14 protein-coding genes are annotated in these 12,326 nt (G+C 69.1%); 8 read left to right on the top strand and 6 right to left on the bottom strand.

What is annotated here, in order from left to right:
• Window positions 1-193: 193 nt before the first annotated feature.
• Window positions 194-556 (bottom strand): hypothetical protein, encoded by a 363-nt coding sequence (locus tag ACGFZQ_RS36850; RefSeq protein ID WP_393844022.1) that lies wholly within the window; start codon window positions 554-556, stop codon window positions 194-196.
• 417 nt (window positions 557-973) lie between these two features.
• Between ACGFZQ_RS36850 and ACGFZQ_RS36845 the strand changes: the two genes are divergently transcribed.
• The 4 genes from ACGFZQ_RS36845 to ACGFZQ_RS36830 all read left to right on the top strand — a co-directional run bounded on the left by ACGFZQ_RS36845 (window position 974) and on the right by ACGFZQ_RS36830 (window position 4,795).
• Window positions 974-2,173: a cytochrome P450 gene (locus ACGFZQ_RS36845; RefSeq protein ID WP_393844021.1), complete on the top strand. Its 1,200-nt coding sequence runs from the start codon at window positions 974-976 to the stop codon at window positions 2,171-2,173.
• 89 nt (window positions 2,174-2,262) lie between these two features.
• Window positions 2,263-2,469 carry a ferredoxin gene (locus ACGFZQ_RS36840; RefSeq protein WP_393844020.1) on the top strand — a complete coding sequence of 69 codons (207 nt, stop codon included), beginning with the start codon at window positions 2,263-2,265 and terminating at the stop codon, window positions 2,467-2,469.
• Window positions 2,466-3,620 (top strand): NAD(P)/FAD-dependent oxidoreductase, encoded by a 1,155-nt coding sequence (locus tag ACGFZQ_RS36835; protein ID WP_393844019.1) that lies wholly within the window; start codon window positions 2,466-2,468, stop codon window positions 3,618-3,620. The genes ACGFZQ_RS36840 and ACGFZQ_RS36835 overlap by 4 nt, the downstream gene beginning before the upstream one ends.
• A 581-nt stretch (window positions 3,621-4,201) precedes the next feature.
• Entirely contained in the window at window positions 4,202-4,795 is a 594-nt protein-coding gene (locus tag ACGFZQ_RS36830; protein WP_393844018.1) for a hypothetical protein, read from the top strand.
• A 29-nt stretch (window positions 4,796-4,824) separates the two neighbouring features.
• On the opposite strand, the gene ACGFZQ_RS36825 is transcribed toward ACGFZQ_RS36830, so the two are convergent.
• On the bottom strand, window positions 4,825-5,202 hold the full coding sequence (locus ACGFZQ_RS36825) for a fic family toxin-antitoxin system, toxin component (protein WP_393844017.1): 378 nt from the start codon (window positions 5,200-5,202) through the stop codon (window positions 4,825-4,827).
• A complete protein-coding gene (locus tag ACGFZQ_RS36820; protein ID WP_393844016.1) occupies window positions 5,202-5,441 on the bottom strand; it encodes a hypothetical protein in 240 nt (79 codons plus the stop codon). The genes ACGFZQ_RS36825 and ACGFZQ_RS36820 overlap by 1 nt, the downstream gene beginning before the upstream one ends.
• Before the next feature lie 16 nt (window positions 5,442-5,457).
• Here ACGFZQ_RS36820 and ACGFZQ_RS36815 point away from each other — a divergent pair, with 16 nt between their 5' ends.
• A complete protein-coding gene (locus ACGFZQ_RS36815) occupies window positions 5,458-5,964 on the top strand; it encodes a hypothetical protein (protein ID WP_393844015.1) in 507 nt (168 codons plus the stop codon).
• 125 nt (window positions 5,965-6,089) lie between these two features.
• On the opposite strand, the gene ACGFZQ_RS36810 is transcribed toward ACGFZQ_RS36815, so the two are convergent.
• The 3 genes from ACGFZQ_RS36810 to ACGFZQ_RS36800 all read right to left on the bottom strand — a co-directional run bounded on the left by ACGFZQ_RS36810 (window position 6,090) and on the right by ACGFZQ_RS36800 (window position 9,408).
• Window positions 6,090-6,665, bottom strand: a complete 576-nt coding sequence (locus ACGFZQ_RS36810) for a hypothetical protein (protein ID WP_393844014.1) — start codon at window positions 6,663-6,665, stop codon at window positions 6,090-6,092.
• Window positions 6,666-6,726: 61 nt separating this feature from the next.
• A complete protein-coding gene (locus ACGFZQ_RS36805) occupies window positions 6,727-8,136 on the bottom strand; it encodes a S8 family serine peptidase (protein ID WP_393844013.1) in 1,410 nt (469 codons plus the stop codon).
• 849 nt (window positions 8,137-8,985) lie between these two features.
• Window positions 8,986-9,408, bottom strand: a complete 423-nt coding sequence (locus ACGFZQ_RS36800) for a hypothetical protein (protein WP_393844075.1) — start codon at window positions 9,406-9,408, stop codon at window positions 8,986-8,988.
• Here ACGFZQ_RS36800 and ACGFZQ_RS36795 point away from each other — a divergent pair.
• The 3 genes from ACGFZQ_RS36795 (at window position 9,308) to ACGFZQ_RS36785 (ending at window position 12,222) form a co-directional block, all read left to right on the top strand.
• Entirely contained in the window at window positions 9,308-9,649 is a 342-nt protein-coding gene (locus ACGFZQ_RS36795) for a ricin-type beta-trefoil lectin domain protein (protein WP_393844072.1), read from the top strand. The genes ACGFZQ_RS36800 and ACGFZQ_RS36795 overlap by 101 nt on opposite strands.
• A 126-nt stretch (window positions 9,650-9,775) precedes the next feature.
• Window positions 9,776-10,312 carry a hypothetical protein gene (locus ACGFZQ_RS36790; protein WP_393844012.1) on the top strand — a complete coding sequence of 179 codons (537 nt, stop codon included), beginning with the start codon at window positions 9,776-9,778 and terminating at the stop codon, window positions 10,310-10,312.
• A gap of 470 nt (window positions 10,313-10,782) precedes the next feature.
• Window positions 10,783-12,222, top strand: a complete 1,440-nt coding sequence (locus ACGFZQ_RS36785; RefSeq protein ID WP_393844011.1) for a dihydrolipoyl dehydrogenase family protein — start codon at window positions 10,783-10,785, stop codon at window positions 12,220-12,222.
• Window positions 12,223-12,326: the final 104 nt, after the last annotated feature.

Below are 12,326 nucleotides of genomic sequence, written 5' to 3'. Positions count from 1 at the left end.
ACGACTTCACCAAGTTCTTCGACCTCGCGCCCGCGCCACCATCCGCCGTCGAGAAGCCCTGACCACCCCGCCCGCAAGGGCCTGACATCTCCGAGCAGGTGGAAAAGCTGGGCAGCCCAGCGCCCACCCCATGCCCGAATCCGAAGTTCAACCTCGGACCGCCCCCGAACCACCCGAAACGATCACTCCGAAATCAAGCCGGTGGATCCGGGGTGAACCACTCGCGGGAGCTGCGCTGGTGGAGCAGCACCAGCATCGCTGTGCCCAGGACCACACCGATGACGGCCCCCGGGCTTCTTTCCATCACCATCGCGCAGAAGGCGCCGACGACGTACACCGACAGTGTCACGGTGAGAGTGATGCGCAGTACGCCGCGGCCTCGCTGTAGGTAAAAGACCTGGACAACACTGGCCACAGCAGGCAGTAGCGACAGCAGCTGCACGACCACAGACCCGGGGTAGTACTGCAAGGCGATGCCCACCACTGCGATTGCCACAAAGGCCATGAGCACGTAGAGCAGTATGCGCAGCGCCCTGACTGCACTTGGAAGCGCCATCGTGATCTCCTTGGATTCTTGCCGCGAGGCCCACAAGCTTGCATGGTTTAAACGGGCCACACGATGGCAGGGGTTCACTTGAGCTTGGTCTGCTTCGTCCAGCTACTGGCGCGAGGCTCTTTGAGGTTCAGGTCAAAGCGCGCGTCTTGTGGGGTCCGCTCCACGACCAGGCAGCAGGCGAGTTCGAGGAACGCCAGGCCCAGCTCTGCCGCCAGACCCAACTAGCTTGACGGGTCAATTATATTGCTGTTGGATTCTTCGTGCACCCACGATCTCACCACGTTTCCCTTCCCTCACGGGCGCAGAGCGGGCGGCAGCATCCGCAAGCCGCACACGCCGCCGACGTGGGCTCCCAGCGGCGCCGAAGGGTCTCGGCCGCCTTCACGCTTGCGTTTCATCACTTCCCTGGAGTTCACCATGACCGAACAGCTCACGCGCGGGTTCGTCGCCACGGACCGTGATGCCCGATGTCCGTTCGATCCTTCCGAGCGACTCGCGGAGATGGCCCGCCGAGAAGAGCCCACCCGCGTCAGGGTGTTCGAACGGGAACACGGCGAGGTCGAAGTACTGACCTTCCACGGGTACGCCGATGTCCGGGCTCTGTACAACGATCCTCGTCTCGACCACAGCTTCATCCCCGCGCCCGACGGAGCCCTGGAGACAGCGCAGCCGGGATTCTTCCCCCGCTATCACGGGGCGGACCACGCCCGGCTGCGCCGCATGGTCGCGGGTTCCTTCACTCCCAAGCGCGTCGCACAGCTGCGGCCGAGGATCGACAGCATCATCTCCGACCTCCTGGACGAGGTGGAGGAAGCGGGACCTGGCGTCGACCTGGTCACGGCGTACGCCCTGCCCCTGCCCTCCATCGTGATCGGCGAGATTTTGGGTATCCCCAGCGCCGAGCACCGGGACTTCGACCGGATGTGCGCCGGGATCGTCGACCTCTCGCTGCCGCCCGAGGAGGCGTTCAAGAACTTCACCCGGCTCAACGACTATGTCGGCGGCCTGGTGGCCCAGAACCACAACAGCCCGACCGACGGCCTGATCGGCGCGCTGGTGGAGCAGCGGCACGGCGAAGTCAGCGACGAGGAGATCGTCGGTATGGTCAGCGCGCTGGTTCTCGCGGGCCACGAGACATCGGCGTCCACGATCGCACTCAGCACACTGGCGCTGATGCAGCAGCCCGATCAGCTCGCCGTCCTCCTCGACGACGCCAACTCGACCGCCGACGCGGCGGAGGAACTGCTCCGCTACATGAGCGTCGCGGGTGGCTTCCCCCGGATGGCGACCGAGGACGTCACCATCGGCGGACATACCGTGAAGGCCGGCGAGTGGGTCGTCGCCTCCCCGCTGAACGCGAACCGTGACCCCCAGGTCGTCTCCGGCGACCCGAACGTCCTCGACCTGACCCGCGCGCCGATCCAGGTCATGACCTTCGGGTCCGGCATCCACCAGTGCCCGGGCCAGCACCTGGCACGCGCGGAACTGCAGATGGCTTTGACCCCCCTCTTCCGCCGGTTCCCCGGCCTACGTCTCGCCGTGCCGGCCGAGGAACTGTCCTTCCACCGCTTCGGACCGAACGTCTACGCCCTGGACGCGCTGCCCGTCACCTGGTGAGCTCCCGCCCGACACTCCCCCGGGGACCCGAGCCTCCGCCCCGCGGGGCTCCTCACCGTCTCGACTCAAGAAATCTCGGAGATGAGTTCATGATTGTCACGGTTGAAGAAGACAAGTGCGTAGCCGCAGGACAGTGCGTCGTGGCAGCACCCGAGGTCTTCGACCAGCGGGATGACGACGGTGTCGTGATCCTGCTTCAGGAACAGCCGCCCGCCGACGAGTTCGAACGAGTGAGGACGGCCGCGACCATCTGCCCCGCCGCCGCCATCCGGCTGTCGGAGTCGCTGCGCACATGACCGCCGACGTTCTCGTGGTCGGGGCCTCGATCGGCGGACTCACCACCGTGGAGACGCTGCGCGCGCGGGGCTTTCGCGGCACCGTCCAGGTCGTCGGCGCGGAGACCCGGCTGCCCTACGACCGGCCGCCGCTGTCCAAGAAGGTCCTGTCGGGCGCCTGGGGCGAGGAACAGATACGCCTCCGCGGTCCGCAGGAACTGGAAAGGCTCGACGCCGAGTTCCTGCTGGGCCGCCGGGCGGTACACCTCGAGACGGACGCTCACACCGTCCGTCTCGACGACGGGCGCACCCTCGGCTACCGCCGGCTCGTCCTGGCGACGGGGTTGACGCCACGCCCGCTGCCCGGCGCGGACTCCCTGCGCGGAGTGTGGGCCCTGCGCACCTTCGAGGACTGTGCCGGGTTGCGTACCGACCTGCTGACCGCCCGCAGTGTCGCGGTCGTCGGAGCGGGGGTCCTCGGGTGTGAGATCGCCGCGACAGCACGGCAGATGGGCCTGCACGTCTCACTCATCGACCCGTCACCGGCGCCCATGTTCCGTCAGACGGGCGCCACCCTAGGCCAGTTGCTGTACCAGCTCCACACCGAACAGGGCGTGCGGGTGCTCACGGGAAGCCGCGCCACCGGCCTCGTCGACGACAACGGGCGGGTCGTCGGGGTGACCGTCGAGGGCGGTGAGACCATTCCCGCGGACGTCGTCGCGGTGACCATCGGTTCCACTCCCGCGACCGACTGGCTCATCGGCAGCGGACTGGCCCTGGGCGACGGGATCGTCTGTGACGAACGCGGCCGAGCGGCGGCCGACATCCACGCCGTAGGAGACGCGGCCCGCTGGTCCGACGGCACGACCGGCGGCAGCAACCGCCTGGAGAACCGGACCAACGCCGTACACCAGGCCAGGTTCGTAGCAGCAGACATCACCGGCGCCCAGGAAAGCTACCAGCAGATTCCCTACTTCTGGACAGACCAGTACGACATCAGGATGCAGGTGTGCGGGGCTCTCCCGGCCGATGCCGACGTCCGGCTGATCGAGGGCACCCCCGAATCCCGCAAGTTCGTGATGGTCGCCGAGAAGGACGGGCGGCCGGTGGCCGTGGCCGGCTGGAACAGCGCCAAGGCGGTCATGGCCGCCAAGACCGCCTACCTGAGCTGACACCACCGCTTCCCAAGCGCCGTCGCCACGCCATACGGCCCGGACGGCGACGCCCCGCAACGACCGCGGCCCCCTCGGCCCCCGCCGTGCCGGCGGTAGCCATGTGTCCCGTGGTGCCGGACCGCAGTCCGCTCGCCGGGCTCAGGGTGCATCCGCAAGGGCCCAGGGGCTCTCCGGACCACCCGGCATCAGGAGCGACGCGGCTCGGGAGGACACGATCGGTCGATGCCACCGAGGGCCGCCTCGTGGACGGCGGCCAAGTGGCCGCCCGAACAACGGGATCGACGTGACACCAGGTTCACTGCGTGCGAACATCGGCGCGAACGCTGCGACGGCGCCCTCTGACACGTGTGCCAGCCAGGCGCGACACCTTTCCGTTACATCAATCTGACACGAATCTGATCTCCAGCGGTTTCCGTGGGTGTGACTGATCAACTTTGTCCGCACGAGACGAGTTGACGACGAGCCATGTCGGCGACCTCTCGCCCCTCAGGCTGGCACGGAACCGGCAGAGCCCCGCGTGGGCACCTGTCCCGGCGGCGCTGAAGGCGTCCGACATTCGTCCGTGACGGAAAGGCACCATGAGACAACGGAGAACAGCGGCGTTGCTGCTCGGAGTCGGCACCCTGGCGGGAGTGCTCGTCGCGCCGGCCGAGGCCACGACCGAGGCCACGGCCGTTGAACGGGCTCAGACGACGCCCGCCGGAAGCATCGAGAAGTTCACCCTGATCACGGGTGACACGGTCCGCTACCGCCGTACCGGCGACACCGTCGAAGTGATCGGCAGCACTCCCGCCGCACAGCGGCCCCAGATGGCGTTCGGCCGGTACACCGAGAACGGCCACGAGTACGTCATCCCCCAGGACGCGTGGGGGGCGGTGGCGCGCGGGCAGGTGGACAGAGAACTGTTCGACATCACCGCGCTCGTGGCCCAGAAACTCGACGACCGGCACACCGACCGCATCGGTGTGATCGTCACGGGCAAGGCGGGTACCGCACCGAAGGCGGCGGCACCGTCCACCGCGAAGGCCACCCGGACCATGCCGTACCTCGGCGCACGGGCGTGGTCGACGGCGAAGTCGGACGCGGCCTCCCTGTGGGCCTCACTGACGAACGAAGAGTCATCGGGCGGGTGGGCCCGGAGTCCGCGAGGCGTACGACGGCACCGAGCGTGAAACTGTCGGTGGCGTCCACCACGGGTTCCTCAGGTGGCGGTCGGCCACGTGCACAGCAGGGTCGCGATCTTCCCGGCGGTGCAGGCGGGGTCGAGGAGCAGGTCCTTGAGGGCGACGGCGTCCTCGCGGGCGGGCTTGACGGTGATGCCGACGGCTTCGAGGTACATGACCCCGGACGCCGCGGCCACGGCCAGATTGGAGCGCTCCAGCCAGCGACACCGGCCCAGCGTGTGCACCAGGGCGGCCGCCCTGGCGTAGGGCCCGCCGTACACGGGCTGCTCGAACAGCTCGGCCCGGTGGCGGGCGACCGCGGAGACGGGGACGCCATAGTCGTCGGGGGCCGGATCGTCGGCTCCGGCGGCCTCGGCGACCTGGAGGATCCAGGGAACGTCGATGTTCAGATCCATCAGGCGGCGCGCACTCCCCGTCCCGACTGCTGCGCTTCCTCGGCCTCGTCGAAGACGTCCTGGTGCTCGGCCAGGAAGCGGGCGGCCGCGTCCACCGCGCGGGCGCGCAGCCCACTGGTGTCGTCCTGTACGAGCCTGGCGAGGTAGTCGCCGATGCTCAGTCCCAGGTCGGCGGCGCGTTTCCGCGCGAGTTCCGCCACGTCCTCGTCCACGCGCGCGCCCAGCTGTGTCTTCGTCATGGCGCCATGGTAACAGTTGTTACCGCATCTCGGTGGGGGCAGTCCGCCGGGCGGTAAATCAGTCGCTGCAGCGTTCGCCGCCCGACGCGCGTTCGACCCTTCCCGCGGATCCGCACGAGGCTGGCTGTTCGGTCTGGACCGCCTGGACACGAACCCCGCGCTGCTGCTGCGGCAGATCGAGACCACGACCAAGGCCTCCGCGGACGAGGACGAGGACGCGGGAACGCTCGGCTTCGTGCAGGCCGGCGCCCTCCTCGCCGACGCCCCCGCGAGTCCGCGGCTGTGCAGCGGCCTGTTCAGGGCACCGGGCCGTCTGAAGGGAGTGAGCGTCGTCGGCACCGTCAAGGACAGCACCGGGCGCACCGGGACGGAACTCGCCTACCGCGGAGGCGTCGGCACCACCAAGGTCATCATCGACCCGAAGACCAGCACCCTCCTCGAACTCGTCGAACCGTGGCGCAGCGAGAAGGACCAGCGCCGGCAGACCTACCTGTCCGTCGGCCTGACCGACACGATCGGCTGAGCAGCCGAGCGGTGGCGATGTCATGACGGCCACCGGTCTGCGCCCCGGCACCGGCGCCGGGGCGCACTTCACCGATCCGGTCCGCCGCGGAACGAGAGGTGGCCGCGTACGGGATCAGCGAGGGCTCAGTAGGACTCCTCGCCCTGCCCCAGTCCGATCCCGGTGCTCCAGGAGCTGAACGTGACGCCCGCCTGGTAGATCTCGGTGTCACCCGGCGCGTAGAAATACGTGCTGCGGCTGGTGTGGTCGGGCATGGCCAGCGTCATGGAGCTCACCTTGAGGGTGTGCTCGGTGGCGTCGGAGACGTTGTAGACCGCGGTCGTGTGCAGCGGGGAGTCGGGCCTGAGCACGAGGGTGCCGCCCCGGCCGTTCACACTGACCGGGACCGGCTTGTCCTCGTCGACGGCGCCCTTGACCGTGATCAGCGGCGTGTCCTTGAGCGTGCAGACGACGCCGTCATGGGCGAGCAGCGTCACGTCGAAACTGCGTCGGCTCAGACCGGCGGTGTAGCCACCGAAGTAGAACGAGACGTCGTCCATGGTGCACGGACGCGGTGTCGCCGCCCTCGCCGGCGCCTGCCGCACGCCGGCGGTGACGGCCTTCGCGCTGTCGCCCATCGTCGCGTTCGCCACCGCCGTGCCGCTCAGCAACGTCGCTGCGACCACTGCCCCGACAGCCACCGCACGGGAATTGAGACGCATGAGGTACCTCCACATCATGTAGGAATGGCCGAGCTGACATGCCCCCGGGGGACTCGCCTGGTCAGAAGGCGCCCAGCCCGTGCGGGACACCGAGACCGGTGGGTCCGTCCCAGCCCGGTCCCGCGGTGCACAGGGCCGAGCTGATGTCGGGGTAGGAAGCGCACTGGTGGTAGACCTCGTTGTTGCCGCTCGTGATGTCCGTGAAGTCGCTCTTCGGCGCCCGGTAGAGACTGCGGGGTCCGTCGACCGCCGAGAGGTGCCCCGCGCGGGCGAACAGCCCGGCCACGTAGGGCGCCGACGCGCTGGTGCCGCCGGCCACGACCCAGTTGTAGGGGTCGTCGCTGCTGGGTGCGTAGGTGTCGTACACGGCCACACCGGTGGCGGGATCGGCGTCCGCGGCGATGTCGGAGGCCGCCCGGCGACCGCCACAGGCGGACGTGGCCGCGGACGGCTGACCGACGGCGGCGGGAAATGCCTGTTCACAGCCGCTTCCCGCGGCCCACCACGCACTGGGCTGCTCCGTGTCGGCGGGCAGGGTCACACCGCCCACGCTGATCACGGACGGCAGGGCGGACGGCCACAGCTGGTGAACGCCGCTGTTGAAACCCGCATCGCCCGTGGACGCGGTGATGGCCACACCCTTGTGGTCGAGGGCGCTACGGCGGAAACCGTGCGTGTTCTGGACGTCGGCGCTGTAGCCGTAGCTCAGACTGACCGCCGACGCACCCGCGTCCACGGCGGTGTTCACCGCTCGGGCGAAGTCCGCGGTGGACACGTCGTTGTCGTCCTGCGCGTCCTGCCAGGGGATGGAGACCTCAAGGAGACGGCAGGAGGGGCAGGCGGCGGAGGCCATGTCGAGATCGAGGGCCGTTTCGAGCGCGACCTGCTCCTCCAGATAGCTGCCCTGGGCCCCGGTCTGCGGAGCCGGCTGCTTGCCGCCGTCGTAGTTCATCAGCGTGAGGCAGCCGGAGGCCGTGGTGCACGCCGGCAGCCCGAACGTGCTGCGGTAGACGGCCAGGTCCTGCTCCAGCGTCGGATAGACACCCGCGTCGATGATGGCGATCGTGCGAGTGCTGCGGGAGACGGCGGGCAGCCCGTAGGCCGCCTGCAGGTCGGCCGGGCCGTAACCGGCCGGGGCAGTGGACCGCAGCAGCGTCTTCCCGTCGGCGTCCTCGGTGACGACCTTGGCTTGACATCGAGGGCAGACGTCCCGTGTCCCGTGGTGGTCGAGCAGTGTTCCGGCGATCACCTCCTGGTGCAGCCGGGCGACACTCTCACCGGAGCTCGCCTTCCCCGTCGGCTGGGTGACAGGGGGCTGGGACGGGCCGGAGTCGTCCAGCACCGGGGCCGCCGACGACGGGGCCGTGTTCGCGACCGCCGAGCACACCAGCGCGGTGACCGCCGCGGCCGCGGCAGCCCACCGACGCCCGCGCGACGCCGTTCCCGTCCGTATCCATGTATGACGTCTCACACACACTCGATCCACTCGATGGGTATGCGGCTTGCCATGTGTGAGCATGACGAGCCCTGACCGACTGCAACCGCAGTCGCACGGGCCCATGTTTCACGACGCGTCAATTCCTGTCATCACCGGGGTACTTGGCGCGTTAAGGTGTCGATGCCATCGTGCGGAGACACGACCCGGCCCCGAGGGATCCGGGAGCGGCCGCGCCTTCGAGGCGGACGCGTCGGCGGAAGCACGTGAGAGGCGCCGCGAACGCATCCGGTGAACCTTCCAGCACGATGTCTACGTGAACCACACGTGGGCCCCTCCCACCGCAATGAGGTGCACGGCAGCGAGGAAGGGCAACACCTCCTACGGACTCGTCCGCCGGAAAGGAATCATGAACCCGCCACGCCCGCCCAAACCGGACAGCGGTCTGCCCGTGAGGATCCCGGGCGGCGCCAAACCCGTCAGCCCTCCGTCCGCACCAGGCGGGAACGACAACTCACCCGCCGCGGTACAGCAGGACTCGCCGGATGACACCGGATCCCGTACGGGCATCACCGTGCCGCGTCTCACCCAGTTCTCGTCGCTCGGGTCGCGAGGGGGCATCGGCCGTGCCCCTTCGTCGGCGCCGGCGCCGACGGGGGCGGACACCGGCGTGTTCGCTCCCGACACGGGCCCGGGCGGTCTCGGGAGCAGGGACAACACGGCCACCTCCTCCGACGCGGGCCCCATCGTCACGATCCGACCGGCCGAACACCGTCCCAGCCCCAGCCTCCGGCGAGCGGGGTCGCATGGCGCCCTGTCCGTCGTCGGCGTCGTCGGGCTGCTGGCCGCCGTAAGTGTCCTCATCACCCTGGGTGTGACCGGACGTCACCATGGCGAGCATCGCGACGGCACGTCGAAAGCAGCCGGTTCCCAGGTCTCCGGCATCGCCGGCGCCGACGGGCTCGGACACTTGCCGCACCCCTCGGCAGAACCCACCGGCAACACGGCCGGGAAGCACGGCACGAAGCCCACGAAGCCCAGCTCGTCGCCGGACAGCACAACCGGCAGCACGCCGAGCGGCAAGCCGACGGCACCCGGCGAGCACCCGACAGCTGCCGAGTCCTCCCCGGTGCGATCAACCACTACTCGCCAGCCGCCGGCGCCAGGGGTGAGCGTGTTCAGCCATGCCTCGAACCGCTGCATCGACGTGGTGGGCGGCAAGGCCGTATCAGGTGCACGACTGATGATCTGGGACTGTTCGTCGGCCGACGCGTCGCAGCACTGGGTGTTCCCGTCGAACGGCACCATGCGCGGACTCGGCATGTGCGTACAACTCGCCGACGGCTCGACGGCCGACGGGACCGACCTCGAACTGGCCCCCTGCGACGGCAGCCCCGCACAGCGGTTCACGCTCAACACGAGCCACGATCTGGTCAGCCGCCTCGCGGACAAGTGCGCCGACGTACGCGACCAGGGCACGGCGAACGGAACCCGGCTCCAGCTGTGGTCCTGCGCAGGCAGCGACAACCAGAAGTGGTCCACGTCCTGAGCGGTCTGCTGGACCAAGCGGCACCCTGCCGCTCACGCCTGTCGCTCCGACAGCGGGGGAGGTCTCGGGCCGCGCCGCACAGCACCGCGCCGGCGGGCACCACGACTCGCGCCGAGCCGGTCGCTTGTGACCGACTTCCTCCAGGTCCCAGCCCTCCGACACCAGCCGCAGCACGTCGACCTCGCGGCTGGTCAGACCGTAGGCGGTCAGACCGTTCGGCACCAGGATCTCGTCCTTGGTCCGGCGCATCTGGTCGATGAGTCTTCCTTGCAGGTCGTGGGGGAAGTCACCATGCCCCTCGTGCACCCCGGCGATGCACTCGCCGAACTTCTCCGGGGTGAAGTCACGCCGCCACAGGATCGCACGGACTCCGTACTCCACAGCCGCCTGGGGGTCGACTTCCCATTCCTGGCCGACGATGACCAGGACACCGGAAGCCGGAAATTTGGCGGACAGCTGTTTCAGGAGGTCAAGAGCCGACACGTTCATCCGTTCGACGGCCACCACCACGACGTGGGTGTCCCCCGTCTCGCCGCCGGTGCGCAGAATCAGACCGGACTGCTGCCTGACGTATGCGGCCAGACTCAGCCTGGTGATGGGATCCGCCGCGTGGACGGCCACGCCGATGGGGCTCAATGTCGTCTCCTGGGTTCGGAGGCGTGAAGTCGGTTCGCGTTGCGGCATGCCCACACGCGATCTCATACTTGTACCGTCAAACACTTGCTTCGGCGTCATGGGTTTGTCAAGTCGGTCTTCGGGTGCGCAAGTACCGCGATGGACGCCTCCGACGCACCCCCTCACGGCCCTGGCATCAACCACCGACAAATCAAGCCGAGTTGGTGACACAGGAGCAGACGGCGGCGCAGCTGTGCAGCCGCGCGGCCTCCGGGTGTGAGAGTAAACCATGACACATGTCGACCGCTTCGCAGCACGGCACGTGCCGCCCTTGGGTCCTGCCACGGCGGCGAGTCCCGAGCCGGCCGGCTGTGGGCCGAAGCTCCCGACGGCCTCGCGCGCCTCAGTTGTCGGCCACGGCCTTGTGCCTATCGTTCAAGCCCGAGCCTTCACAGCGGTCCCACTGCACCCGCCGGCGGCGCCACCGACCACGCGGCCAGAAAGACAGAGGAACAGCCATGAGCGACACCTCCCGCACCTACGACGTCGTCGTGCTCGGGGCAGGTCCCGTCGGCGAGAACGTCGCTGACAGGACCCGTGCCGCGGGACTGAGCACGGTCATCGTGGAAAGGGAACTGCTCGGCGGTGAGTGCTCCTTCTGGGCATGCGAGCCGAGCAAGGCACTGCTGAGGCCGGTACTGGCACGCGCGGACGCCCGACGCGTGCCGGGACTGCGGCACGCGGTCGACGGTCCCCTTGATGTGGCCGCCGTCCTCTCGCACCGCGACGACATGGTCAATCACTGGCATGACGAGGACCAGGTGGAATGGCTGGAATCCGTGTCGGTCGACCTCGTACGGGGCCACGGACGACTCGACGGACCACGCCGCGTCGTGGTGAGCACCCCCGACGGGCAGACGGTCCGCCTCGACGCCCGCGTCGCCGTGGCCGTCTGCACCGGTACCGACACGGCGTTGCCGGACCTTCCCCACCTGGACACCGTGCGCCACTGGACCAACCGGGAGGTGACCGGTGCCGACACGGTACCCGCCCGTCTCGTCGTGGTCGGCGGAGGCGTGGTGGCCGTCGAAATGGCGACCGCCTGGCGTGCTCTCGGTTCCGAGGTGACCATGCTGGTGCGTGGCGAGGGGCTGCTGGTGCGGATGGAACCCTTCGCCGGTGAACTGGTCGCGGACTCCCTGCGCGAGGCCGGTGTCGACCTGCGATTCGGTGCCTCCGTCACCTCCGTCACCCGGCCGAGCGGCCCTGACGGCGACGTGCACGTCGTGCTGTCCGACGGAGGGCGGCTGGAGGCGGACGACATCCTGTTCGCGACCGGCAGGACACCCCGGACCGGTGACATCGGTCTGGAAGCCGTCGGCCTCACTCCGGGCGATTGGCTGACCGTCGACGACACGTTCCAGGTCACCGCCATCGAGGACGGCTGGCTCTACGCGGTCGGCGACGTCAATCACCGAGCTCTGATGACTCATCAGGGCAAGTACCAGGCACGTATCGCAGGTCCGGTCATCGCGGCCCGTGCGAACGGGGAGCCGGTCGACACCGGCCGCTGGGGAAAGCACACCGCGACCGCCGACAGTGCGGCACTGCCTCAGGTGGTCTTCACCGACCCGGAGGTCGCGTCCGTCGGGCTGACCGCGCGCGAGGCCGAACATGCCGGCTTGCGCACCAAAGTGGTGGACAACGACTTCGGCAGCGTGGCCGGTGCGTTCCAGTACGCCGAGGGGTACCAGGGCAGGGCGCGCCTGGTGATCGACCTGGACCGAGGCGTCGTCGTCGGGGCCACCTTCGTGGGGCCCGGCATCGCCGAACTCCTCTACTCGGCAACCGTTGTGATCGTCAGCGAAGTGCCCGTCGACCGGCTGTGGCATGCCGTACCCGCCTTCCCCACCATCAGCGAGATCTGGCTGCGCCTGCTGGAAACCCACCGGGGGTAGGGGCTCGTCCGACGTGCTCAGCGCTGCACGGCCGGGCCGCCGCACGCCTTCGGGGCCGGCTCGGTCGGCGCCCTGTGATCCGTGCGGCCCGGCCGCATCAGGGT

Origin of the sequence: Streptomyces sp. NPDC048254 (assembly GCF_043201895.1) — a bacterium.
Classification (GTDB): Bacteria; Actinomycetota; Actinomycetes; order Streptomycetales; family Streptomycetaceae; genus Streptomyces.
Note: the sequence above shows the minus strand (reverse complement) of the source record. Positions and strands in the feature narration are given on the sequence as shown.

Bases quoted from the DNA above. Each gene is read 5' to 3' on its own strand.
- ACGFZQ_RS36810 (WP_393844014.1), bottom strand. From the start codon at position 6,665: ATGCGTCTCAATTCCCGTGCGGTGGCTGTCGGGGCAGTGGTCGCAGCG.
- ACGFZQ_RS36845 (WP_393844021.1), top strand. From the start codon at position 974: ATGACCGAACAGCTCACGCGCGGGTTCGTCGCCACGGACCGTGATGCC.
- ACGFZQ_RS36820 (WP_393844016.1), bottom strand. From the start codon at position 5,441: ATGACGAAGACACAGCTGGGCGCGCGCGTGGACGAGGACGTGGCGGAA.
- ACGFZQ_RS36830 (WP_393844018.1), top strand. From the start codon at position 4,202: ATGAGACAACGGAGAACAGCGGCGTTGCTGCTCGGAGTCGGCACCCTG.
- ACGFZQ_RS36850 (WP_393844022.1), bottom strand. From the start codon at position 556: ATGGCGCTTCCAAGTGCAGTCAGGGCGCTGCGCATACTGCTCTACGTG.
- ACGFZQ_RS36785 (WP_393844011.1), top strand. From the start codon at position 10,783: ATGAGCGACACCTCCCGCACCTACGACGTCGTCGTGCTCGGGGCAGGT.
- ACGFZQ_RS36840 (WP_393844020.1), top strand. From the start codon at position 2,263: ATGATTGTCACGGTTGAAGAAGACAAGTGCGTAGCCGCAGGACAGTGC.
- ACGFZQ_RS36800 (WP_393844075.1), bottom strand. From the start codon at position 9,408: ATGGTGCCGTTCGACGGGAACACCCAGTGCTGCGACGCGTCGGCCGAC.
- ACGFZQ_RS36825 (WP_393844017.1), bottom strand. From the start codon at position 5,202: ATGGATCTGAACATCGACGTTCCCTGGATCCTCCAGGTCGCCGAGGCC.
- ACGFZQ_RS36835 (WP_393844019.1), top strand. From the start codon at position 2,466: ATGACCGCCGACGTTCTCGTGGTCGGGGCCTCGATCGGCGGACTCACC.